Consider the following 24,376-nt stretch of genomic DNA (forward strand, 5'->3'; position numbering starts at 1 on the left):
TTATAAAAATCCCCGGGATATATTTGTATTCCGGGAATTTTTGATTTTAATACTGTCCGATAAAACAAGTAATAGCATATTTTCATAGTCAATGTAAGCCAGATCCATTGCCATAATATCACCTTTATGCAATACAGCAGGTCTGAGCATAAATGAGTCATTAGTGGCTGCTGAGGTAAACTTTATATCAGAAGGAACTCCTTCATTTACATGGATTACAGTGTGAACCTTAATACCGCCTTTCTTCTTGCCTGTTTTAGGATGACGTCCAACACCTTTAAAGAGTAGGCTCGAAAATAGAGAGATGGTCGTTGAGTCTATTATCTGTAGACGTCTCATCCATTTGGGGTCCTTGTTGCTTCGCTGTCCGATGAAAGAAGAGTATGGTGAGTGGCATACAGATTACGGTATATCGCCTCAAACACAGCTTCTGGACGTCTCCTGTTTGCATCAGACAATCTATTGCGGATGTCATCATGCTTAGATGACAAAGCTTGCGTCCTTGTTTGGTTGACTATATATCCTTTAAAACAGCATTGTCGCCAATTAGCTCAGGAGCCTTTGCTTGTTGCATTACCCGACTAGCAGGGCAGTCGAAGCCTTCATTGATGATACGGTTGATGATATTGAATTTTCCGCTTCCTGTAACCATAAAAATGGTTTGTTTAGCGTGCATCATCGGCTTTCCTGTCATTGCCACACGTTTGATACCTGTTATGGGATGTACTGAAGGCATATACGGTTGTGAGACGGAGAGTAGGTGTTCCTGTCCTGGGAAGATGGACGAAGTATGACCGTCGTCACCAATACCGAGAATGATGCAATCAAATTGCCGAACCTGTGACGTAACCAATTCTGAATATCTCAAAGCTTCTGCTTTTGGGTCGGCTTCACCGATAATGCGAAAAACATTCTCCCCCTCTTTCAAATCCGGTATGCTGTCGGAAAGAAGAACTTTGAAACGACCGTAATTACTGGCATCATCTGTGGGAGGGACACAACGCTCATCCACCCAGAAAAAACGGAATTTCTTCCATGGTGTTATTTGAGCGTATTCGTCTGCCCACAAACGGAAAAGCACATCGGGCGTGGAACCGCCGCTAATTGCTACATCATATTTCTCGTCATCATTTTTTTCCAAAGCTTGCTCATTCATACGAATAATCAATGAGCGTGCTGCCTCCAATGGAGAGCTGAACATGTGGCGGGGAAGTTTTGAAAGTTTAGAGTTCACAGTATTCATCTGTATGTATTAAATTTTTACATGGATTGGTCCAATTACCATTTACGCTTTCTATCAGGGCATTACTCTCCAATGGTCCCCAAGTTCCTGCAGGATAACCATAGAGTGGTGCTTCTGGATATTTTTTCCAGTAATCAAGAATCGCATCGAAATATTTCCATGAAGATTCTACGGCATCTCCACGTGTAAAGAGGGTAGGATCGTTCAGAAGACAGTCCTCGATGAGACGGGCGTATGGATCACCAGTCTTCACATCACTCAGTCTGTCATAAACAAAATCCATTTCAACCTGTTTGGTCTGGAACCCAGTTCCAGGCAGTTTCATGTCGAAGCGCAACACAATACCTTCGTTAGGTTGGATACGCAATACAAGCTTGTTGGCATGTGGATTAGCCCCATTCACATTGTCAAGTAGCAAATGGTGCACTTTCTTAAAATGAACAACGATCTCTGTTACCTTTGTAGGCATTTGTTTGCCCACTCTAAAGAAAAATGGTACGCCGCTCCATCGCCAGTTGTCTATCTCTGCCTTCATCGCAAAGAAAGTCTCTACACGTGAATCGGGTGCTACATGAGCCTCTTGGCGGTAAGCAACTTTATCGCCTCCTGCTGTATATTGTCCACGAATCACATTCTCACGGATATAGTCTTCTGTCAGTGGCACCAGTGAATCATACACTTTCACAACCTCATTGCGGAAGCTGTCGGCATCAAACTTTACTGGAGGTTCCATTGTACAAAGGGCAAGAAGTTGCACCAGATGGTTCTGAACCATATCACGCATTGTACCTGCTGTCTCATAATATCCTCCACGGTTTTCAATACCCAGATTCTCTACCGAAGTAATCTCTATATAATCAATGTAGTTTCGGTTCCATATAGGTTCGAAGATAGAGTTGGCGAAACGGAAAGCAAGAATATTCTGTGCAGTTTCCTTGCCTAAGAAATGGTCCATGCGAAAAACCTGATGTTCCTGAAAGGCGTCTCTGTAAATCGCATTTAGCTGTTTGGCACTGCTTAGGTCATAGCCAAAGGGCTTCTCAACAATGATGCGAGTGTTCTCGCCATTCAGTCCGAAGGTTTTTAAATGTTGTGGAATCACGCCGTAAAGCAGTGGAGGAGTGGCAAGATAATAAATGACACTCTCGCTGTTGCTTGTTTTCAGATGTTCCACAAGTGGTGAGTATTCCTCTTCCTTAGCGGGATCCATCGTTTCGTAGCGGATATGGGAGATGAAACTATTGATCAGTTCATTGTCCCACGCTTCTGGTTTTGTATATTTTGGCAATTGTCCGAGCAGATAATCACGATATTCAGAATCACTGTAAGGAGTACGTCCTACACCTACAATCTCAAACTTCTCCGGTAAATGTTTCTCGGAGAAGATATCAAGAAGTGCCGAAAAGAGCTTACGTTTGGTAAGATCACCTGAGGCACCAAATATGATGAATGATAATGACTTTGGCATAATTACTCATATTTTTAATGTGATTATACATTATAACTACCAGAATGAGTGTTGCCGCCCTTACCGGTCCAGTCTTCATGGAAGAACTCTCCGCGTGGCATATCAATGCGCTCAAAGGTATGTGCGCCAAAGAAGTCACGTAGTGCCTGTATCATATTTGCAGGGAGGTTAGCTGTGGTGAGAGACAAATAGTAGTTGAGAGCCGAACTGAGTGCCGGCACAGGAAGCTCTGCTTGAAGTGCTGTGATTACAAGTCCTTTCCATCCTTTAAGAGCCTGTGCTGTTTCTGCTGCAAACTTAGGTGCAAACAGTAGGTGTTTAGGTTTCTCTGAAGCTTGGTAAGCATCAGAGATATCATTCAGAAAAGCGGAACGGATGATACATCCAGCACGCCACATTCGGGCGATGGAAGCGAGGTCGAGATTCCACGAAAAGTTATCTGAGGCCTTTTGTAAGACAGCAAATCCTTGAGCATAAGATACCAATTTGGACGCATAGAGTGCTTGCTCGATATCATCAACAAGTGATAGGTCAGTCGTAGTGTCTATCTTACGGTCTTTCGCTAATCGTTTGGCAGCTTCCACACGCAGGTTCTTGTCAGAAGAAAGGCTGCGCTCGAACACAGCAGAAGCAATCAGTCCCAGTGGCATGCCGAGTTCCATCGCATTGATGACCGACCACTTACCAGTTCCTTTCTGTCCCGCAGTATCAAGTATCTTATCAATCAGATAGTCGCCGTCCTTATCTCGGTGGCGTAGCACCTGAGCCGATATTTCCATGAGATAACTGTGTAATCTTCCTTCGTTCCAATGTTCAAAAACAGTGGCAATCGCTTCATTATCCATCTTCTTAAGATGTTTCAATAGGAAGTAAGCCTCACTGATGAGTTGCATGTCACCATATTCTATACCGTTATGGATCATCTTCACGAAATGTCCTGAACCTCCTGGTCCAACCCAATCACAACAAGGGGTGCCATCTTCTGCTACTGCAGCAATCCGCTGTAATATAGGTTTTACATCATTCCATGCAGGCTGTGATCCTCCGGGCATGATAGAAGCTCCATTCAATGCACCAAACTCGCCACCGCTAACGCCAGTTCCTATAAATCTGAATCCACGTTTTTCGGTTTCAATCACACGGCGGTTACTATCTTCATAATTAGAATTTCCACCATCAATGATGATATCTCCCGGTGAAAGTAACGGGAAAAGTTGTTCCATGAGTTGGTCTACAGCATTTCCTGCACGTACCATCATCATAATCTTGCGGGGAGTCTTGATATGTTCTACAAAATCATTGATTTCTGTGCAACCTATAATATTCTTTCCTTTGCCACGTCCATTTACAAACCGTTCTACTACACCTTCTTCAATACCAGGTACAGTACGGTTATACACAGCAACAGTAAAGCCTTTGCTTTCCATATTTAAAACTAGGTTCTCGCCCATAACGGCAAGTCCTATTAAACCAATATCTGCTTTTTTGTCCATAATCAATATTTTAAAATTTATATTAATAATGATCCGGGTTGTTCTTAATATCTATAACAACACTTTGCAAATATACATTTTATGTTTAATACTTCAAACTTAAATATGGTATTTCTCAGAAAAAACAGAATAATAGTAAACAGCAGTTGTTTTACTTTGTTGAATGTTCAGTGCAATGTATAGACTTTTGTATTACTGTTTTTCTGATATCTGTAACTCAATGATGCTTAAGGGCGTATGAGCAAGTTAACGAATAGAATTAAGATTAAATACCATTAATAATATATCATTTCGGGTATATTATTATGTTTTTTTGAATAAAATATACCCTTTGTGGTATAAAACAAAAAATATTATGTATATTTGTACCCGAAATGATATAATATGAGGATATGAACAATTTATCTCCCATTGTAAAATCACTGCGAAAGCAGTATAACTTAACACAGGAAGACCTCTCATTGAAGTCGGGTGTAGGTTTGCGCTTTGTCCGAGACTTGGAACAAGGCAAAGAATCGTTACGTTTGGACAAAGTTAATCAGTTGCTGGATTTCTTCAATTATGAAGTTACAGCAACTATCAAAGGTAAAGACATATAGCTATGAAACAAGCCAATGTTTATTATAAAAGTCAATTAGCCGGAGTATTGACAGAAAACGATGAAGGTTATGAATTTTGTTATCTTCCAGCCTATCTGTCGTCAGGAAGTGCTAAGCCTGTAAGTTTAACATTGCCATTGCAGGAAGATATATTTAAAAGTAGCGTATTGTTTCCATTTTTCGATGGACTTATACCAGAAGGATGGCTGCTCGATATTGCTATTCGCGATATGGATATCAGTATTCTTGATCGTATGTCTCTACTATTGCTATGTTGCAAGGACTGTATCGGGGCGGTAAGTATTGAACCTATTCAAGGAAAGGAGGTAGACAATGTGTAAATGTTTGTATTGCTATGGTACACTTGCAAAAGAGGAAAAGGACATGCATCCTGCTTGTGCGAAAAAGTTTTTCGGCACAACGGTTATACCAACTTTGGATTATACAACCGAGCATTTGGAAGAACTTGCTAAGCAGGTGATACAAGGTCAGACTTCGCTTACTGGTGTTCAATCTAAATTGTCTTTGAACTTGAATGAACATGAGGGAAGCAAGCGGCTTACAATAGTGGGCTTATGGGGAGGCTATATCTGTAAACCACAGACAATTGCCTATGAGCAAATGCCAGAAGTTGAAGATTTGACAATGCATCTGGCTGAGTTGGCTCGTATTAAAGTCGTGCCTCATACTCTGATGCGTATGGCTGACAATTCGCTCTGTTATCTTACGCGTCGTATAGACCGAACTTCAAATGGTGAAAAGTTGGCAATGGAAGATATGTGTCAACTTACCGAGAGACAAACCGAACATAAGTATAAAAGTAGTTACGAGCGTATAGGAAAAGCGTTACTTCATTATTCTACTGTTCCCAAGATGGATGTTACTAATTTCTTTGAAATGGTCTTGTTTTCATGGTTGACAGGTAATAACGATATGCACCTGAAAAACTTTTCACTCTATGAGCCCCAAGATGGTGTTATCCGCTTAACCCCTGCCTATGATTTGCTAAATGTAGCTATTATTAATCCTAATGATGACGAAGAGCTGGCTTTGACATTGAATGGGCGAAAGAAAAAGTTGGCGAAAGAAAACTTTCTGAAATGTGCTGAAAGTCTAGGTATTGAAACTATCGTTGTGGATCGTCTTATCAATAAATATGTTAAGCTTCTGCCGAAGTTTGAAAATATGATTAATAACTCATTCTTGGATGAAGAACTGCAAAGGAAATTTTCAGAGTTACTAAAAGAAAGACTTGATAGGCTTATTTTGGAATAGTGATCAATGATTTCTATTGTTGTGGCTGTAAATAAGCGGTTTTGATAATTTATTAAAAGTGTTAAATATAGCCATTGTAAAACAAAATTTTAGACTCAACTCATCATAAAATTGAGAAAATAAGTATATTTGTAGTCATAATAACAAATTGGACTTTTATGATTAAAACTGATCATTTATGTAATCCTTGATTATGTAGTGCCAGGTGTATTAAAACCTCATCATCTTTGTAAAGATGGTTTGGATAAAATAATAAAACTTAAAATACAAATTATGGAAACATTCAATGAAGTAATATCAAGCGATAAACTAGTATTGGTGGACTTCTTCGCAACATGGTGTCAACCATGCAAGATGATGCATCCTATTCTGGAACAATTGAAACAAGCATTGGGCGATAGCATTCGCATCATCAAGATAGATGTAGATAAACAAGATATAACGGCTGGACAGTATAAGATTCAGTCAGTACCTACACTAATGTTATTTCGCAATGGGCAGTCGCTTTGGAGACAAAGTGGAGCAGTGTCGCTGGCAGAGTTAAGAAATATAATCAACGGATATTTATAATAAATATGTTAGAACACATTGCAGAATTTACAGCATGGCCTATACTGACAGGCATCTTCATCGGTTACATTGCTAACAAGATTATGATTGGTAAGGGTAAAGGATGTTGTATGAACCTCTTAATTGGTATAGTTGGTAGCTATGCTGGAGCTTTAATAAGCCATTTGCTGAATATTGAACTATTTGGGAAAGGCTATATCACAAACTTTGTATTCTGCGTCTTTGGCGCAATTGCTGTATTGTGGATTTGGGATAAACTCTTTGATTAAGTAAATCAAAAACAGATATCAAAACTGGTTGGTTATATAATTACAGATAACTGTGATATGTAAAGGTCAATGATAAGTCGCTATGGCGGATTAAGACCAGTAATTTTTTACATTGAAAAAATATAAGAATGGCAGATTGGAAAAGTGCGTTAGCTGCTCTTGGAGCAACAGACAATAATGTAGAAGAATTCGAGAAGAAGGATGTTGAGCGAAAGAAGCGGGTGGGAGTGGTTTATTCCACAGATGCTGATTTTAGCTATTCAGAGGATTCGCAGGAAGGACAAAATACTTTGCCAAAGAATCAGCAGAAATTACGATTGTATATGGAACGCGCTGGTCGTGGTGGAAAAACAGTAACGATCGTAAAATTCTTCATCGGATCGGATGAGGATATGCTGACTCTATGCAAACTCTTAAAGCAAAAATGCGGCGTTGGCGGTTCTGTAAAAGATGGAGAGATTATCATTCAAGGTGATCATCGTCAGCGACTTATAGAGATTTTGAAAAACGAAGGTTATACACAAACAAAGTAATATGAATATTGACCATATCGCAGTTTATTGTATTGACCTTGAAGGTATGAAACGCTTCTTCATGGAGCACTTCGCATGTAAATCAAATGAATTGTATCATAATTCCCGTACAGGACTAAAAACCTATATATTGTCTTTTCCTGATGGGGGTGCCAGATTGGAACTCATGTCTCGACCAGAAGTAATGAAACCTTTGGTAGATGTGTTTCGTGGTGGATTTATCCATATATCAATCGCACTCGGAAGTAAGGCAAACGTAGATGCAAAGACAGACGAATTAAAAGCTGCTGGCTATGAGTGCATCAGCGGTCCGCGTATTACGGGTGATGGTTATTACGAAAGTTGCATAGTGGGACCAGAAGGTATTTTGATAGAGGTAACGATATGAATCCTATAGCAATACGACTTCTCAATCAACAGTTGATCTGTCCAGAATTTGATAATCCAGAGGATGTGGTCAGTTATATGTGTGCGATGCAGGCACAGGAATATCGCATGATGCGATGGGCGGTGGAGATGCGAACGCGCAAACCATCTGCAAAAGCTTTTAAGGAGGCTTTTGACAGTGGGCGAATCATTCGTCTTCATCTCATGCGAGGCACTTGGCAACTTATATCTGCTGACGACTATTGGACTTTGATCGAACTTTGTGCTCCTAAGGCTATAGCCGTAATTAAAGGGTGGATGAGCAGTAATAAGATCAGTATTCCGGATGATGAACTGATGAAGGTTAGAGAAATCCTTGCTCAAACAGCTGCCGACAAAATAAGCGTAACGAAAGAGGACTTTGTTGATGCTCTTGCACAGAAGGATATTTGCATGGATGAACACAGACTCTCGTATCACATCCGTATGGCAGAGTTGTCTGGTACTATTTGTAGTGGAGATTTGTTGCCAATGAAAGCCACGTATGCACTGACTGCAAATAAGGTGAAACCATCCGCAAAAATAGATAGAGATGAAGCCTTGATGCTCTTTACTCGCAAATACTTCAAGAGTCGTCAACCTGCTACATTGCAAGATTTTGCATGGTGGTCGGGATTAAATATGAGCGATTGCCGCAAAGGAATAGCTCTTTTAGGCAACACGATTCATCTTGAGAAATGGGAAGGAAGAGATTTCTACCTAACAGACGATTGCAGAACACGAGGATTCAGAAAGGATAAATATCTTCTTATTTCTCCTTATGATGAATATCTAATCAGCTATAAGAGCCGTGATATTGTACTTCTTGAAGAGTACAAGCATAAGGCTCATAACAACAATGGTATATTTCAGCCCATCATTGCTAAAGACGGTAGAATATGCGGTAACTGGAGTCCTTTTAAAGACGAATGTCAAGTGGCGTTTTTTGATGGAGTGCATGATACTGATATGCAGGAAGAGTGGGTTAGGTACAAGAAATTTAAAACCAAGTAAAACGATATATTATGAATCTAGAAGAAGTTAGAGAATATTGTCTGTTGCTGCCTGGCGTTACAGAGGATTCACCCTATGGTCCTGACATGATAGTATTCAGAATAGAAGGAAAGATATTTCTGCATATGCCATTGGAATATGCAGACCAACGTATTTCTATCAAACTTCCACCAGAGGAAGGACAGCGTCTTCGTGAAAACTATGATGCTATAAGCGCAGGTTATCATCTGAACAAAGTACACTGGAATGATGTTCTAATAGAGCATACTTTCTCAGCTGATCAGATTAAAAATTGGATACTTCAATCTTATAATTTAGTAGTGAGTAAACTACCAAAGAATTTAAGATTAAAGTATTCTGATAATTAAAGACTTCTTCTTTGTTATAACAAGATGTAAAAATACTTAGATGAAAATGCTTTCATCTAAGTTTATCTAATGCCTGATTATACCTTTCTACTAATTCATTCACAATCTTACTGACAGACTTTAGTTCCTTAATACCAGCTACAGCCTGACCAATTTCCATTTCTCCATTTTCTATATCACCTTCAAAGATACCTCGTTTAGCAGCATTTGTACCAAGTATGGTGCGGAGTTCGTCTGCATCGGCACCTCTATCTTCAGCCTCTTTAATACGGTCGTAAAGAGCATTTTTGACGAGTCGTGTTGGTGCAAGCTTCTTCAGAGCCAGTATGGTATCGCCCTCACCAATATTTAAGCATTGTTGTTTGAATGCATCAGATGCCGAACTTTCCTCGCTAACAGCAAAGAGTGTTCCTATCTGTACACCATCTGCACCAAGCGCCATTGCTGCCAACATAGCTTCGCCTGAGGCAATACCTCCAGCAGCAAGTAGCGGTAAAGATGTGGCTTTGCGAATCTGCGGTATTAATGTCATCGTGGTGAGTTCCTCGCGACCATTGTGTCCACCTGCTTCAAATCCCTCAGCAACGATAGCATCAACGCCAGCCTCCTCGCACTTGCGGGCAAACTTGCTGTTAGCTATTACATGAACAACTTTGATGCCAGCTTCATGAAATCTAGACGTGAGTTTGGCTGGACTACCTGCAGATGTAAATACAATCTTAACACCTTTGCTGATGATAAGTTCTACAATCTTGTCAAGTTCAGGATACATCAATGGTAAGTTTACACCCCAAGGTTTATCCGTGGCTGCATTCATCTTATCAATATGCTCGGCAAGAGTTTCGGGGTGCATGCTACCTGCACCAAGAAGTCCAAGTCCACCTGCATTACTTACCGCAGAAGCCAATCGCCATCCACTGCACCATACCATTCCTCCGGCAATGATAGGGTATTTGATTCCAAAAAGTTCTGTTATTTTAGTTGCTTTCATATCTTTTATTTATGCTTTAATTAATACTTAAATATGTAATATCATTGATGTTTAAGATTAACTAAACAGTTTCATCCAATCATCGAATTCTTTGTTCTGAAATGCGTGAATACCATTTCTTTCGGCAGCATTGCAATTCACTTCGAGATCATCAATGAAGATCGTATCATTCGGTTCAATACCGGTTTCTTTAATAACGGTCTGAAATATCTCATCATCAGGTTTCTTCATGTGCATCTTTTGCGAAGTGAATGTGTGTTCGAAATAATCATCAACCGTAAAGTTGTCCATCGGAAAGAGTTCGTCTTTGCAATATCTCCAGTGTAAATCAATGGTGTTGCTCAACAAGAAAGTACGATATCCAGCTTTGCGAAGATCCATCAGCTTTTGTTTTTTCACATCAGGAATTGTAATGAGTATCGCATTGGTCGCATCAGTAATTTGCTTGTCTGTGGCGTTTGGGTTGACGATTCTACGAAAGGCATTAAAGAAGTCCTGATTAGAAATCATTCCAATGCCCATAGCTTGAAATAGTTTAAGAGTTTCTGGATTTTCACGTAGATGTTTATATCTACCCATACCAAGATTTTCAAAAGCCTGCATTGTAGCATCTTCGTCGAGTTTTACTAGCACATTACCTAAGTCGAAAATGATATTTTTATAATTCATTGATATTCAAATTTTGAACAAAGATAATCATTTTCTCGATGATTCCGTAAAAATAGCGAAATATTTCCATAGGGTAGAGTTAATTCACGCTAACTGAATATCGTTATTCGTTAGCCATAAATCAACATTTATCACTATTTGAATTGTCTTTGTCTGCCTGCTTTTTCTTATTTACTTTCAGCCAAGCTTTAACTCGTTTATAGCCTTCAACTCCTAGAATAGTAAGTCCACCATACTGGCATGTTTTAGCCATGCCGAATAGTATCACCCAAAGAATACCTTTAGTTTCTACAGAAAGATATTTTGTGGGTAAAGCCATCTGTGCGAAAGATAGAATATAAAACGGTATGCATAAAGCTAAAACGATGACACCAGTACGGAACGAGAGCCCCTGAAGCCATAACTTGATATGTTTGAGTTTCTTTCCCATTCTTATTTCAACTTCTTGCCTTCACCAAAAGCCTGACCAACACGTTCTCCGAGTGCAATATAGCCCATGTGGATAGGATCAAAAGTAATAAGATTCATTTTCTCAACATCTGGTTTGTCATCTTCTGCAAGATACTTCTCGTCTACGAGTATGTTAATAATCTCTGCAACAATGAAATAACCTGTCTCGCTTTCATAAAGTTTTTCTTTAATGCGGCACTCAAATGTCATTGGATAATCAGTAAATACAGGTGCATTCACGTTAGGAGCCTTCTCGTGGGTCAGACCTGATTTTTGCATCTTATCTGGATGATTCTTCTGACTGACGATTCCTACATAGTCAGATGCAACCATAGTCTCCTTTGAAGCAAATGCAACAGTGAACTCGCTACAATCATTCAGGTTACTAGTCGTCTTGTGATTACCCAGTGAAATGGTGATTACATTCATATTCGCCTGACCTGCCCATGCGGCATTCATAGCGTTAGGAACTCCGTTTTCATCGTATGTACCAATAATAAGTACAGGCTGTGGCAACAGCCAAGGCTTTGCATTAAAACTCTTCATATTTATATGCTGTTAGTTATTCATGCGGTAAAGTTACACATTTTCTCTAAAATAATAAACTCAGTTCGATAATAATTAATTACCTATTAGGTGAACTACCCATTTGTTTACGGTCAATTAATATTATATTGCTAAATTTACAAATACAAGTATGGCATGATAATAAAGCAAAATGATTGTTTTTGTGGTTCAAAGTTTATAAGATAAAGAATTATTTGGAGGCGGTTTATATTATTACTATATTTGTAGCTATAATGGTTTGCAATATAGCAACACGATAATAAAGTCAGCATCACCTGATGTGGTGATGAGAACATATATAATGCCAATACCTTACTCAGGAATATACATTATAACTACATTGAATTATATAAGAAGGAAGAAGAAAACTAGCGTGTTGTACATTCAACATGATTGTTTATTCATCTACAAAAAAATGATTTATAAAATGTAAAATAAATAGTGTGATATGAAAGAGACAATATATAGTTATTTTATGCGACAGGTGGAGATTCATCCAGATGTTGTAGCTGTGTTTGATGATAACAGAAGTCTAACCTTTTCGGAACTCAATGCACTTGTAGACACGATAATAGATGGATTTGAAACAAATGATCCTAAACTTATCGGCGTTGTGATGAATCATAACGTAGAGCAAATTGCTGCAATGCTTGCTATATTGAAGGCTGGGGCAGGATATGTACCGGTTGAACCATTCTTCCCAACAGATAGAATTAAGTTTATCATGGATGAGTGCAAGGTAGACTTTGTGATTACGAATGGGATGTATGCTAAAAAACTTGAAGGGTTGAATTTGCGTTTCATCGAACAGGGAATGGCAATTGACAAGAAAGCAAGGGCTAATGATAAATCTATTGCGGATGGAATAGCTTACGTGCTATATACTAGTGGTTCTACTGGTATGCCTAAAGGTGTGACTGTAGAGAATCGCAATGTATGTCACTATATATCTGCTTTCGAGAATGAATTCCATACCACAGTGGGAGACAAAATGCTTCAGTATTCTGTATGTTCATTCGATATCTTTGTTGAGGAAGTGTTTACTACGCTCTGCAATGGTGCTACACTTGCCATTCCTTCTGACTATGTAAAGGGTAACATTAAGCGGGTGATGGACTTCATCGAGGAACACCATATTACAGAAATAAGTGGTTTCCCATATCTCTTGTTGGAGATGAACAAACTTGATCACGTTCCGTCTACACTTAAATTATTGATAAGTGGTGGTGACGTATTAAGAGAAGATTATGTGACTAATCTTCTTGATAAATTTGAAATATATAATACATACGGTCCAAGCGAAACAACGGTTTGTGCATCTTATTGTCATGTGAATAAGGTTAAGGCAGAGTCCGATGGAACTTATCCTATTGGAAAACCAGTATTTGGAACTCAGATAGAAATAAGAAATGATAAGTTGGAAAAGGTTCCTAATGGTGTCATCGGAGAAATATGTATCTTAGGAGGAGGAGTTTCGCGAGGATATATCGGTGAACATCGTGAGAAGGAAAACGAAGCTTATGTGAAGTTAGAAGATGGTAGGATGATGTATCGTTCAGGTGATCTGGGACTAATGAAAACGGATGGAACCATTATATTTCTACATCGCAAGGATACTCAGGTGATGATTCTTGGCAAAAGAGTGGAAACCGTTGAGATTCAGAACATTCTTTGTAGCTGTCCTGATGTGGAAAAGGGCGTTGTGTTGGCACATAACGACAAGAATGGACTCGCTTATCTAGCGGCTTATATTGTGCCGAAGGATAAACTGGCTTTTAGAATGAGTCGGGTGCGTGATAATATGGCAAAATTTCTACCATCATATATGATTCCTGAGTTTTTCATCAAACTAGACACAATGCCGCTCACTCCTAATGGAAAGGTGGACATAAAGGCTTTGCCGACAGTATTAAAATTAGCTTGATATGAATATAAGAAGAGTAAATGTTGATGAACTCGATACGTTGATGTTGTGGCGTATGGAAGTGTTGCATGAGGTATTTGCAGATTCTGAAAATGTAGATTGGAAAGCATTGGAGGCGGCGAATCGTGAATACTACGTGCAAGAGATTACTCGTGGTGGACATATCGCTTGCCTGTATGATGATGAAATAGGATGTGGCGGCTTATGCCTCTATAATGAAATGCCATCACCTGAAAATCCATCTGGTAGATGTGCTTATTTGATGAACATATATGTTCGTCCCCAGTATCGTTGTCGGGGATATGGCATGGAAATAGTTTCGTGGCTTGTTGATCAGGCAAAAACTCAGGGTATCACAAAAATCTATCTTGAATCATCAGAAAGTGGTAAAAAGATGTATCAGGAGTTGGGATTTAAAGAAATGATAAATTATTATAAACTGTAGAAGTATGAAAGAGATATTAAACGATTACAACATCACGATAACTCCAGCGTTGGAGTCAACAGATGTTATCGTTTATTGCAATAGTTACGGCGATGGAACCGAACCTATTCTTAAATCATGCGAGGATTTGAATTGTTTGCCATTCCATCTTGTCGTTATCTCGAAGATTGATTGGGATGCAGATATGTCGCCATATCAGGCAGATAAAGTGATATGTAAGCATGATAACTTCGAGGGTAATGCCGATAAATATCTAGAATGGATGCTTACAAGTTTGATTCCTCATTGCGAGAAACTGCTGAGAGTGGATAATCCATGCCGAATACTACTAGGCTATTCGATGTCGGGGCTCTTTTCTCTCTATGCAATGTATCGTACAGACAAGTTTGCTGCTTATATCTCTGCCTCAGGAAGTTTATGGTATCCTGATTTCGAAGATTTTGTAATCTCTCATGAACCAATGACAAAGGCTCCTGTTTATCTTTCTATTGGTGATAAAGAATGTATATCAAAGAATGCATATTTACAAACAATCATCGAAAAGACGCAACATATTTTTGAACACTATAAAGTACAAGGTCATGTTACACATTTTGAACTCAATCCTGGAAATCATTTTATTGATGGAGATCTACGTCAGGCTAAAGGAATTAAGTGGGCTATAGCTGCTCTTAGGAAAGAGTCTGATATGGAACTTCATCATGATGCATGATAGAACTTGTGATTATTTGAGTCATACGCGATACAGCTAGACTCTTAATATTTCGCAATTTACTTTTAAATTTCGTGCGATATAAAATATATTTCATACATTTGAATCAAATAAAAATAAAGTTATGGAAGCAAAGAATTTATATGATTTTACAGTTCAGAATAAAAAAGGCGAGTCTGTAAGCCTCGCTGAGTATAAGGGTAAAGTAGTGTTGATTGTCACCATAGCAACTAAGTGCGGATTCACTCCCCAATTAAAGGGACTTGAAGAGTTATGGAATACATATCAGGATAAAGGCTTGGTAATCTTAGGTTTCCCATGCAATCAGTTTGCTAATCAAAATCCAGATTCAGACAATCAGACACAGGAGTTTTGTTCATTAAATTATGGAGTGACATTTCCTGTTCTGAAGAAGATCAATGTTAATGGAAATGATGCTGATCCACTATATAAGTGGCTGAAGAGTAAGAAGGGTGGAATATTATGGAGTGCTATCAAATGGAATTTCACCAAGTTCCTTATCAATAAGAATGGTGAGGTTGTTCAGCGCTTTGCACCGACTGCAGCACCTTCAAGCCTAGAAAAATACATAGTGGACGAGCTATAAATAAATGACTGTAACCATTATTGTTACCAATATAGGAATGTGAAATAGCATAACTTTTATGTTATTATATAATTCCTGAGTTTTCTTTAGGAACTATGTAAACTTTAACTATTCATTAATAGTTAAACAGTATGTATGCTTTCCTGCCTTTACTTCTTTTCGCTGATTGTTAGTTATCAATGTGGCACTGGTTCCCTTCGGAATCGTAACCATATAGTGTATTCTTCCTTGAGTGTCTTTTTTCCATTCCACACTTACTTTACCGTATTTCGTCATCGTTGATCCCTTTGCCCATTGGAGTTTTGTGCCAGGATATGGTTCAAGGATGATGTGGCGGAAGCCTGGTTGCTGTTCGTCAGGGCGAATGCCCAAGATAGAAGAATAGAACCACTCTACAACTGCACCATAACTATAATGGTTGAATGAATTCATATTCCATGGATGTTTATTGAAGCCACTCTCACGAGTATAACTGTCCCAGCGTTCCCATATCGTTGTTGCTCCTTGGTCTATGCTGTAGAGCCATGATGGATTTTGATGCTGGAAAAGTAAACGATAGGCGAGATCCGTCATTCCGCATTCTGTAAGTGTTTCCATAAGAATACCGGTTCCAATGAATCCTGTAGATAACTTATAGTCGTTATTGATGATATTTTTTCGAAGAGAATCTATCGCATGCTGTCTCTGAGTATCCAGAATTAGATTGAAATGCAAAGCTAACAGATAAGCAGTCTGAGTGTCTTTCCCCGTATTTATCTCTCCATCTGTGATGTATCGTTTCTGAAATTCATTGCGAATGTCTTGCCATAGTTTGCTATATTTTGAAGCTTCTTCACTTTTTCCGATGACTTCAGCCATTTTCTGCATCAATTCTGCTGAATAGGCAAAGTAAGCATACGAAACATATCGCGCATCAACTTCCTTATATGCTAGCCAGTCACCGCATTTTGGTTCAGCACCAATATGCGTCCATTGACCATCATGTTGAGAAGAACAGAATTCCATCCATTTTTGCATTGATTGCCAGTTCTCTTTTATAATCTCTTTGTCGCCCGTCATTACGTAAGTATTCCATGGAACGATGATTCCGGCATCTCCCCATCCAGCAGTGCCATATCCCCACATATTGCAGAAAGGTGCTGTCTCTGGATAGGCACCATCCTCACGTTGACTATCGCGCATGTCTCGCATCCATTTACGATAAAATTCGGCTGCATCAGAATTGTAAAGTGCAGTACGTGAGAATATCTGTGTGTCGCCAGTCCATCCCAATCTTTCATCACGTTGTGGGCAGTCGGTTGGAATACTCATGAAGTTGCCTCGTTGTCCCCACCACACATTGCTATAAAGACGGTTGATGTTTGAATCAGAGCATTTGAATGTTCCCCATTCTGTTAGATCAGTGCCTACCACTTGTGCCTTAATATTATTTATGGTTACGTCATCTGTAGCCGTAAGTTCTGCATATCTGAATCCGAAGTAAGTGTGATTAGGGTGATATTCCTCACCTTTCTCATTACCATTCATCACGTATGTAGTTGTAGCTTTCGCATCCCTTAAGTTCCACGTCCACAGACTTCCGCCAGGACCTTTGTCGAGTCGTGATTCGTCTCCATTGAAATTCAGCATCTCGCCATGCTTCCATGTTAATGTTGTTCCGCTATTTCCTTTAACGTTTATGTCAATCCATCCCACAATATTTTGCCCGAAATCAACTAACAATGTTTGTCCTTTCTTTAGATGGATAGGATTCTTAAGATTATTATTGTTGTTAACGATATGGATTTTGCCGAATGTGGTATTTGTTGAATCTGCTCCCTGATAAATAGTAATGTTCTGTGGATTACGCCACAATGACTTGTTTCTAATTTTGATTTGTGGTCCAATCATATTGCATAGTTCGCCCTTACTATCGTGGTTGATGACAGCAGGTTGCCAAGTGTTGTCGTTGTAGGCTGGGGTAGAAACATCAGCAAGATTGTCTTTGCGTGCATCATAAGTTTCTCCATTGTAAATGTCGCCCATTACTAGGGCACCGTTAGTGTAGCATTTCCACGTAGTGTCACTTAGGCAATCTTGGGTAGTACCGTCTTTATAGACAATATGTACATCGCAAATAAATCCCATGTCTGCATTCTTCCCATAGATACCTCTGGATATTCCGCCAGCCCACCAACCTTTACTTACTTCAGAGGCAACGGAGAGTTTGTCGCCTGCGTGTAGTCTTTCCTTAAGATGAAAACTTTGGTATTGTATGCTCTTGCGATAATCAGTCCATCCCGGCATCAACATGTCATCAGTCAAGTTTTTGCCGTTAGCATAAATCTGATATACGCCCAGTGCACTGGCATAAATTATAACATCCTTTACATCTTTCTTAACGACAATGTTTTTTCTGAACATCGGCATTGATGCTGTCTGTGTATGTGGAGCTGAAATCCATTGAGCCTCATGCAATCTCTCTTGTGCTGAAGCAGAATAAACAAAGCAGAATAGGGCGATGATTAAAGATGAAAATATTTTTGTCATAATGGTATTTAATGTTTTACTTGTTAGTTGCATTTAATAATTGCAAAGGTATATCATTAGACATTAATATATGGATTTTCACAAGAATGTAAGAACAATTATAAGATAATTTAAGAATAAAAAGTTCTAAATATTTCTTAATAATGAACTATAGTTCATAATAAAGCATTATATTTGCAGTCGTTAAAACGAACGTACGTTCATTAAAATAGATAATATGCCAAGACCAAAACAGAGTAGAATCATTTCTTCTTCGCCCGTTGTATCAGGCTTTCGCCCTTATGGACGTTGCTGTCATAGAAAGGATAGTATTCAATTAAGATACGATGAATATGAGTCTATCAGACTTATTGATTATGAAGGGCAGTTGCAAGATGTTGCTGCCAAGCAGATGAATGTTTCTAGACCTACATTGACGAGGATTTATGCTGAGGCTAGAAAGAAGATCGCTGTGGCTTTGGTTGAAGGGAAGAAAATAGTTATTTCAAATGATAATATAGAATTTGAAGATTATCAACAACAAAAATCAAATATACAAGTTATGAATCAGAAAATTGCAATCCCTACATCAGAGGGTAAACTGTGGCAACACTTCGGAAAAGCACCAGAAGTTACATTTGTCACTGTAGAAGACGGACAAGTAAAAGAAACTGTTGTACTCAAGGCTCCAGAGCATGAACATGGTGCAATGCCTCGCTTTATTGCGGCTCAGGGCGGAACAGATGTACTTTGTGGTGGATTAGGTCAGGGAGCAGTGACTATGCTTAATGATCTTGGTATTCAGGTTCACGGCGGTGCTCCAACTATAGCTGTAGAAGAGGTGTTGAGCCAGTATCTAGGTGGAACAATAGTATATGGTGATAGCAGTTGTCATCATCATTGCGAAGGTCATCATCACGACCACGAGTAGATAAAACTAAAACGTATGAAAAGAACACGACTTGTAGTGCTGAGTGATAACCGCACTAATAATAAACTGTTGCAGACTGAGCATGGTCTGTCTGTATATTTGGAATCCCCTTCTGGTAAGTATTTGCTAGATACGGGCGCGTCTGATCTTTTCATACGTAATGCAAAGGTTTTGGGAATAGATCTCGCTGATGTGGATTATTGTCTAATTTCTCATGGACATAATGACCATATAGGAGGTCTTCCTTATTTTCTTAAACTTAACAATAAGGCTAAAGTAATTCTTTCGGAAGCTATTCCTGGAACAGAATATGCATCAATGCGGCGTTATCAGCATTCTATTACAGGCAATGTCGATTTCTCACAAGATAAAAAACGCTTTCTATTTGTCAACGAAAGTACTAATATTGGAGCCGTTAATGTTTATGCAAATATTGAGAAGCGGAATCCACTTCCGTTAGGAAATAAGAGTTTACTTTGTAGTGATGCTTATGGACAGTTTATACCAGATAACTTCACTCATGAACTTGCTTTTGTTATTGATGGCGTACTTTTTACAGGATGCGCTCATAGTGGTATTCTAAACATATTGCAATCAATAGATGTTACAATTAATTTGAGTATTGGCGGTTTTCATCTTTTAGATAGCTATCTTGCTCAAACTTATGAGACCGATAAACAACTAAATACCATTGCCGTGCGTTTGCATGAAGATTATCCTCGTGTGCAATTTTATACAGGTCACTGCACAGGCGATCATTGTTTTGAGGTTATCTCACAATCTTATAACATTCATATACACCAATTTTATTGCGGCGAAGAGATACTTCTCGCAAGCAAATAATAAGAGTGCTTGTATGTAGTTGCTAATTTTGTTTTATACAAGAATAGCTATCATATAATTTCAATCCTGTTCCTTACGAAATATGTTTTATATTGAAATAGAGGTAAATAGTGTTACTTGATTAACAGAGGACTCTATAATATTCCAACATACGGTTGCATCTTTCGGAAACGATTCTAAATAGTTGTTCACAGGTAATATATCAAGGAATGTTGCTTCATTATTGTGTTCGTATGTGAATAACAGTAGATATCTGCGATTATTATGCAGCTTAATTTTCTTAAGTTCATTGATAACTTCATCAACGTTCTCATTATAAGAATACGATGCTGTTGATATCATGTTTCTGCCTTTAATCAAATCAAAGATTTCATATTCATCAAACGCTATGTTTCTATTAGTATCCCCGTTAGTGCGAATGAAGTACAATAATGCCTTTATTTCCTTGTATGGGTCTGCGCCATTAAAGAATGAGAGTACTGAATAGTAATTAATATTATCATCAATTTCTAAAGATGGATTTGTCTTAATTATTATATTTCGTTTAGCAGGAGTACTTTTAGAAAGCATATTCGGAATGTTTGCAACTCCTTCAACAGAAGATACGAGTACAATATTCATTGATTGCCATTGATTATCTTCTTGACCGTAAACTCCTTCAGACTTAAGTCTTTCAATGATTTTGCTGCTCTCGTAGTCTGTTGCGATCAAACGAGCCGATTTTAATATTATGTCTTTCATTGTATTTTTATTTTCTGAGCATGTCAGTTTCTAGAACCCAAAAGAGGTTAGTTGTTATGATAACGGTCAATTATACAAAACACATTCTTATGTTATTCAACCCTATTCTAATTAGTTTAATACTATATAAATAGCGCATAATGCAAGAGCAAGTGACATGACAATATCTGATTGCTTGCTGTATTTGCTAAAGAAGTGATTCAAATACGTGCCGATATACACATAAACAAGATTGGCTCCAGGACCAGCAATAAGTAGCATAGCTGATACAACTAGCAGGTCAAAGAGTCTGTTAGAGTAGGGAAGTACAAACGAACTGAAACATGTAAGGTCAAACAATAGTATCTTTGCATTCGTCATTTGTACAATGAAACCACTCCAGAATGTGCAATCTCTATTGTCTTTCTTGGTCTGTCCACTTGTATGATATATCTTCCAGCCCAACCACATGATGTAGGCTGCGCCGAGATACTTCACATATCCAATATATGAACCAAGTACTGTACCTAATAAATGAGTAAGTAAAGCTAGGATAAATATAGCTGTAGAAAATCCAACAAGCAGTCCCAGCCACATGTTAAGTACTCTTCGTTTTCCATGTCTGATAGACATTGAAAGTGCATATATGTTAGCTGGACCAGGTGTATATCCCACAACAAGGATTGCCATCAGTAATGTCGGTAGTAAACTTATTGGCATGTTCCTTATAATTTACTTATCCGTAGTTAGTATCGATTTGTATTGTTTCTTATGATGTTTATACCATAGTCGTGCATATGAACAAATAGGCTTTATTCTTAGGTTATGATGTACTGCATAATCCGTTGCCGACTGAACTAAAATGCCGTCAATACCTTTTTTCTCAAATCCTTCGACAACTTTGGTATGCTCTATTGAAAGCAAATTGTCTGTTATGTTAAAGTTAATCTGTCCTACTTGTACTTCTCCGTCAAAGGCTTGTACTTCCCCTTTCTCGTTATTTCGAATTATCTTTATTTTCATTTTTTGTCTTTTTGTTTCGGCGAAGTTACCAAAAAAAAAAATGATGGCAAAGTAATTGATAATTTATTTATATTTCAATGCATCTAAGATATAGCATTCTGTATATTTTTTCATGATGCCATCAAAAAACTAGTAGCAATCATTTGCAATATAAAATATTTCAGTAACTTTGTCCTCAGTGGCCATTGCGAACTTGGTTTCTAATCTATTATTGTTTAAGACAATTAAGTTATGACTTTTTCGCAGATCATCAACTATTAAGTACTTATAATTAATACAAATAAAGTTGTTTATGAAAACAATGCCGGCATTATTTGTAGGTCATGGCAGTCCAATGATTGCTATTGATGATAATAATATTACTCGTAAGATGAGTGAAATAGGGAATCAGATTATTCGTGACTATGGTAAGCCTAAAGCTATATTGGTTATTTCAGCTCATTGGTATAAGAATCGTACGCTTATTCAGAAAACTGATAATCCTAAACAGATATTCGATATGTACGGATTTCCTAAGGCACTCTATGATGTGAAATATCAGCCGAAAGGATGTGCCGAACTAAGTGATGCAATCCTAGCGATGAAGAACTTAGGTGCAGAGGTAGATAATACTTGGGGCATTGATCATGGTACGTGGTCACCATTTGTACACATGTTCCCCGAAGCAAAAATTCCAATTGTTCAGCTATCTGTGAATGGAGTGCTCACTCCAGAGCAATGCTATGAAGTTGGCAAGCAACTTGCCCCACTTCGCAAGCAACGTTACCTTATAATTGGTAGTGGCAATGTAGTGCACAATCTCCGTCTTGTCAATTGGGATAGTAATCATGGCAGTCCTGAAACTATAGCATTTAATGATTACATTACTGAAGCTGTAGAACGTCGTGATGACGAGAAGGTTATAAACTTTACTCTTCACAAGAATTCTCGTTATTCAGTACCTACATCTGATCATTTCCTGCCATTGTTATATGTACTTGGTGCAAGCGATGGCAAGAAGATAACGACGTTTAATAATCATTGTGAATTAGACTCTATGGCAATGACAAGTTACCTTATTGAGGAATAATCTCAATAGAAGTTTTTGATCGACATCTTTTTGAAACTATATCGGTATTGATTTTATTAAATAATGAAACTAGATCAGGCAACAATAAATGATTTTGAGTCAGTCATCAAATTTTATGATGATGTGACTCTGCGTACTCCAAAGATGGATACCTATGCACGTTGGAAGAAAGGTCAACACCCTACAGAAGAAGGCATTAAAGCTTATATAGAAGAAGGAAGTATGTATCTGTACAAAAAGGATGATGCTATTGTTGGCGCTATGGCTTTAACAATGTATCAAGGTGAGGATTATCATGCAATTAAGTGGTCTAAGCAAGTAAAAGATAATGAGGCAGCAGTGATACATATCCTTGCTGTTAGTCCTGATTATCAAGGTGCTGGTTTGGGTACGGAAATGATTCGCAAGGCTATTAGTATCTCCATTGATTCTGGTATGAAATCTGTTCGTTTGGATGCTCTTGCATCTAATACCCCTGCTCATAAAATTTACGAGCGTATTGGTTTTGAGTATCGTGGCAAACAACATCTATATGCAGAAAATACAGGTTGGACAGATTTCTTTTTCTTTGAACTAACCAAGTAAAATAAGTAGCAGAAATAAGAAAAAATTGAGAAGTTATTATCTCAAATGAATAATGATAAAAACAGATTATGAATATATTAGTATTATCCGGAAGTCCACGTAAAGGTGGCAATACAGACTTTATGGTTAACGCCTTCATCAAGGGTACATCAGAACATCATCACGTGGAAGTTGTATCAGTGCATGATAATAAGGTTGCTCCTTGCATTGGCTGTAATGCTTGTTTCAAGAGTGAGAACAATACATGTGTACAGAAGGATGATATGACAGGTATTTACGAGAAAATGAAACAAGCCGATATGCTTGTGATTGCTTCACCTGTATATTTCTATGGGCTTAGTGCTCAACTAAAAGCTGTAATCGACCGTTGCCATAATCCTATTCGTGATACTTTCAACATCAAGAGGATGGCACTTCTTCTCGTAGGTGCAGCAACCCTTGATGGTTTATTCGACAGTATTATTAGTCAATATAAGCTTTGCTTGAATTTCTTTCATCTTGAAGATGCTGGTCACGTTTTAGTAAGAGGTGCTAAAGACAAGGGAGATATTCTGAATACTAATTCCTTGAACGAGGCTTATGAACTAGGGCAATCATTGTAAATGCAGTAAAATGCAACTAATGAGAGACAATTCAGTAAACAAGAAGTACTATGGATCTTTGGCACAAGTTCCCGCAAAGTTATGTGCAGAGAAATATCACGTCAACGAATTAAGAATAATAAACAGTACATCCATAACAGTTTGATATTTACAAATGTGTAGAATATCAATATTTTGAGATGTATTTAGCTACAATAAAGCATCCATATATTCTACCTACATCGACAAAAAAATATTTTTTTGTGAGTTTTCAGGGCAATTTCCTACATGTTTTTGCAAAACGCATTGTTATACAATACGTTAGCTAATGTATAAGAGTCCGTTCTTATACATTTTAGGGAGTGATTAGGGCCTAATCACTCTGTTGTCCTACATGATTTACCGAGTGATTAGGGCCTTATTACTCAAAAGCACTCCGAAAAAGGTGATTTTATTCTCGTTGCGCTTCATACATTTTGACCATAATTGGTATCTGTATATACATTTGTAGTTA

The 24,376-nt window shown here is 38.2% G+C and carries 29 protein-coding genes and 1 pseudogene; 18 read left to right on the forward strand and 12 right to left on the reverse strand.

The features are described from left to right. Positions 1-84: 84 nt before the first annotated feature. The 4 genes and pseudogenes from prwr041_RS11785 to gnd form a co-directional block, all read right to left on the reverse strand. Positions 85-505 (reverse strand): annotated as a pseudogene (locus prwr041_RS11785) (transposase); the annotation flags it as partial. A 9-nt stretch (positions 506-514) separates the two neighbouring features. Then, positions 515-1,243 (reverse strand): 6-phosphogluconolactonase, encoded by a 729-nt coding sequence (locus prwr041_RS11790; protein WP_207153954.1) that lies wholly within the window; start codon positions 1,241-1,243, stop codon positions 515-517. Beyond that, positions 1,224-2,711 (reverse strand): glucose-6-phosphate dehydrogenase, encoded by a 1,488-nt coding sequence (gene zwf / locus prwr041_RS11795; protein WP_207153955.1) that lies wholly within the window; start codon positions 2,709-2,711, stop codon positions 1,224-1,226. Before zwf ends, prwr041_RS11790 begins: the two co-directional genes overlap by 20 nt. A gap of 23 nt (positions 2,712-2,734) precedes the next feature. Further along, positions 2,735-4,204: a decarboxylating NADP(+)-dependent phosphogluconate dehydrogenase gene (gene gnd, locus prwr041_RS11800; protein ID WP_207153956.1), complete on the reverse strand. Its 1,470-nt coding sequence runs from the start codon at positions 4,202-4,204 to the stop codon at positions 2,735-2,737. Between the two features lie 392 nt (positions 4,205-4,596). Between gnd and prwr041_RS11805 the strand changes: the two genes are divergently transcribed. The 9 genes from prwr041_RS11805 to prwr041_RS11845 all read left to right on the forward strand — a co-directional run bounded on the left by prwr041_RS11805 (position 4,597) and on the right by prwr041_RS11845 (position 9,237). Then, entirely contained in the window at positions 4,597-4,803 is a 207-nt protein-coding gene (locus prwr041_RS11805) for a helix-turn-helix transcriptional regulator (RefSeq protein WP_207153957.1), read from the forward strand. A gap of 2 nt (positions 4,804-4,805) precedes the next feature. Then, entirely contained in the window at positions 4,806-5,144 is a 339-nt protein-coding gene (locus prwr041_RS11810; RefSeq protein WP_207153958.1) for a HipA N-terminal domain-containing protein, read from the forward strand. After that, positions 5,137-6,078: a HipA domain-containing protein gene (locus tag prwr041_RS11815; RefSeq protein ID WP_207153959.1), complete on the forward strand. Its 942-nt coding sequence runs from the start codon at positions 5,137-5,139 to the stop codon at positions 6,076-6,078. Before prwr041_RS11810 ends, prwr041_RS11815 begins: the two co-directional genes overlap by 8 nt. A gap of 273 nt (positions 6,079-6,351) precedes the next feature. Beyond that, positions 6,352-6,648, forward strand: a complete 297-nt coding sequence (trxA, locus tag prwr041_RS11820) for a thioredoxin (RefSeq protein WP_207153960.1) — start codon at positions 6,352-6,354, stop codon at positions 6,646-6,648. 5 nt (positions 6,649-6,653) lie between these two features. Beyond that, positions 6,654-6,917, forward strand: a complete 264-nt coding sequence (locus prwr041_RS11825; protein WP_207153961.1) for a GlsB/YeaQ/YmgE family stress response membrane protein — start codon at positions 6,654-6,656, stop codon at positions 6,915-6,917. Between the two features lie 128 nt (positions 6,918-7,045). Then, a complete protein-coding gene (locus prwr041_RS11830; RefSeq protein ID WP_207153962.1) occupies positions 7,046-7,450 on the forward strand; it encodes a translation initiation factor in 405 nt (134 codons plus the stop codon). Between the two features lies 1 nt (position 7,451). Next, positions 7,452-7,838, forward strand: a complete 387-nt coding sequence (locus prwr041_RS11835; protein WP_207153963.1) for a VOC family protein — start codon at positions 7,452-7,454, stop codon at positions 7,836-7,838. Further along, positions 7,835-8,869, forward strand: a complete 1,035-nt coding sequence (locus prwr041_RS11840) for a winged helix DNA-binding domain-containing protein (RefSeq protein ID WP_207153964.1) — start codon at positions 7,835-7,837, stop codon at positions 8,867-8,869. Before prwr041_RS11835 ends, prwr041_RS11840 begins: the two co-directional genes overlap by 4 nt. A gap of 11 nt (positions 8,870-8,880) precedes the next feature. Then, positions 8,881-9,237: an MmcQ/YjbR family DNA-binding protein gene (locus prwr041_RS11845; protein ID WP_207153966.1), complete on the forward strand. Its 357-nt coding sequence runs from the start codon at positions 8,881-8,883 to the stop codon at positions 9,235-9,237. Positions 9,238-9,289: 52 nt separating this feature from the next. On the opposite strand, the gene prwr041_RS11850 is transcribed toward prwr041_RS11845, so the two are convergent. The 4 genes from prwr041_RS11850 to prwr041_RS11865 all read right to left on the reverse strand — a co-directional run bounded on the left by prwr041_RS11850 (position 9,290) and on the right by prwr041_RS11865 (position 11,893). Continuing rightward, positions 9,290-10,228, reverse strand: coding sequence for an NAD(P)H-dependent flavin oxidoreductase (locus tag prwr041_RS11850; protein ID WP_207153967.1), 939 nt, complete (start codon positions 10,226-10,228; stop codon positions 9,290-9,292). 57 nt (positions 10,229-10,285) lie between these two features. Next, on the reverse strand, positions 10,286-10,897 hold the full coding sequence (locus prwr041_RS11855) for an HAD family hydrolase (protein ID WP_237072236.1): 612 nt from the start codon (positions 10,895-10,897) through the stop codon (positions 10,286-10,288). A 121-nt stretch (positions 10,898-11,018) separates the two neighbouring features. Continuing rightward, on the reverse strand, positions 11,019-11,327 hold the full coding sequence (locus prwr041_RS11860) for a hypothetical protein (RefSeq protein WP_207153968.1): 309 nt from the start codon (positions 11,325-11,327) through the stop codon (positions 11,019-11,021). Positions 11,328-11,329: 2 nt separating this feature from the next. Then, on the reverse strand, positions 11,330-11,893 hold the full coding sequence (locus prwr041_RS11865) for a flavin reductase family protein (RefSeq protein WP_207153969.1): 564 nt from the start codon (positions 11,891-11,893) through the stop codon (positions 11,330-11,332). A gap of 469 nt (positions 11,894-12,362) precedes the next feature. Between prwr041_RS11865 and prwr041_RS11870 the strand changes: the two genes are divergently transcribed. The 4 genes from prwr041_RS11870 to prwr041_RS11885 all read left to right on the forward strand — a co-directional run bounded on the left by prwr041_RS11870 (position 12,363) and on the right by prwr041_RS11885 (position 15,602). Beyond that, positions 12,363-13,838: an amino acid adenylation domain-containing protein gene (locus prwr041_RS11870; protein ID WP_237072237.1), complete on the forward strand. Its 1,476-nt coding sequence runs from the start codon at positions 12,363-12,365 to the stop codon at positions 13,836-13,838. A gap of 1 nt (position 13,839) precedes the next feature. Continuing rightward, positions 13,840-14,283, forward strand: a complete 444-nt coding sequence (locus tag prwr041_RS11875) for a GNAT family N-acetyltransferase (RefSeq protein WP_207153970.1) — start codon at positions 13,840-13,842, stop codon at positions 14,281-14,283. Positions 14,284-14,287: 4 nt separating this feature from the next. After that, entirely contained in the window at positions 14,288-14,995 is a 708-nt protein-coding gene (locus tag prwr041_RS11880; RefSeq protein WP_207153971.1) for an alpha/beta hydrolase-fold protein, read from the forward strand. Positions 14,996-15,119: 124 nt separating this feature from the next. Continuing rightward, complete coding sequence (locus prwr041_RS11885; protein ID WP_207153972.1) at positions 15,120-15,602, forward strand: glutathione peroxidase; 483 nt, start codon at positions 15,120-15,122, stop codon at positions 15,600-15,602. A 108-nt stretch (positions 15,603-15,710) separates the two neighbouring features. Here the strand turns inward: prwr041_RS11885 and prwr041_RS11890 are convergent, their stop codons facing one another. Next, the gene (locus tag prwr041_RS11890; protein ID WP_207153973.1) at positions 15,711-18,131 is read right to left on the reverse strand and encodes an alpha-L-rhamnosidase; all 2,421 of its coding nucleotides are present in this window, start codon (positions 18,129-18,131) and stop codon (positions 15,711-15,713) included. Positions 18,132-18,348: 217 nt separating this feature from the next. On the opposite strand from prwr041_RS11890, the gene prwr041_RS11895 reads away from it, so the two are divergent. Both prwr041_RS11895 and prwr041_RS11900 read left to right on the forward strand, forming a co-directional pair. Continuing rightward, positions 18,349-19,041, forward strand: a complete 693-nt coding sequence (locus prwr041_RS11895) for a DUF134 domain-containing protein (protein ID WP_207153975.1) — start codon at positions 18,349-18,351, stop codon at positions 19,039-19,041. A 15-nt stretch (positions 19,042-19,056) separates the two neighbouring features. Beyond that, positions 19,057-19,884, forward strand: coding sequence for an MBL fold metallo-hydrolase (locus tag prwr041_RS11900; RefSeq protein WP_207153977.1), 828 nt, complete (start codon positions 19,057-19,059; stop codon positions 19,882-19,884). A gap of 87 nt (positions 19,885-19,971) precedes the next feature. Here the strand turns inward: prwr041_RS11900 and prwr041_RS11905 are convergent, their stop codons facing one another. From prwr041_RS11905 to prwr041_RS11915, 3 genes are all read right to left on the reverse strand, one after another. Then, positions 19,972-20,625 (reverse strand): hypothetical protein, encoded by a 654-nt coding sequence (locus prwr041_RS11905; RefSeq protein ID WP_207153978.1) that lies wholly within the window; start codon positions 20,623-20,625, stop codon positions 19,972-19,974. 111 nt (positions 20,626-20,736) lie between these two features. After that, the gene (locus prwr041_RS11910; protein WP_207153979.1) at positions 20,737-21,324 is read right to left on the reverse strand and encodes a LysE family transporter; all 588 of its coding nucleotides are present in this window, start codon (positions 21,322-21,324) and stop codon (positions 20,737-20,739) included. A 12-nt stretch (positions 21,325-21,336) separates the two neighbouring features. Continuing rightward, on the reverse strand, positions 21,337-21,627 hold the full coding sequence (locus prwr041_RS11915; RefSeq protein ID WP_207153981.1) for a GNAT family N-acetyltransferase: 291 nt from the start codon (positions 21,625-21,627) through the stop codon (positions 21,337-21,339). A gap of 301 nt (positions 21,628-21,928) precedes the next feature. Here prwr041_RS11915 and ygiD point away from each other — a divergent pair, with 301 nt between their 5' ends. From ygiD to prwr041_RS11930, 3 genes are all read left to right on the forward strand, one after another. After that, entirely contained in the window at positions 21,929-22,696 is a 768-nt protein-coding gene (gene ygiD, locus prwr041_RS11920) for a 4,5-DOPA-extradiol-dioxygenase (protein WP_237072238.1), read from the forward strand. Between the two features lie 63 nt (positions 22,697-22,759). Further along, entirely contained in the window at positions 22,760-23,281 is a 522-nt protein-coding gene (locus prwr041_RS11925) for a GNAT family N-acetyltransferase (protein WP_207153985.1), read from the forward strand. A gap of 68 nt (positions 23,282-23,349) precedes the next feature. Continuing rightward, entirely contained in the window at positions 23,350-23,883 is a 534-nt protein-coding gene (locus tag prwr041_RS11930) for a flavodoxin family protein (protein WP_207153987.1), read from the forward strand. The last annotated feature ends 493 nt before the right edge of the window (positions 23,884-24,376 follow it).

The sequence above is a fragment of the Prevotella herbatica genome (assembly GCF_017347605.1).
Taxonomy (GTDB): Bacteria; Bacteroidota; Bacteroidia; order Bacteroidales; family Bacteroidaceae; genus Prevotella; species Prevotella herbatica.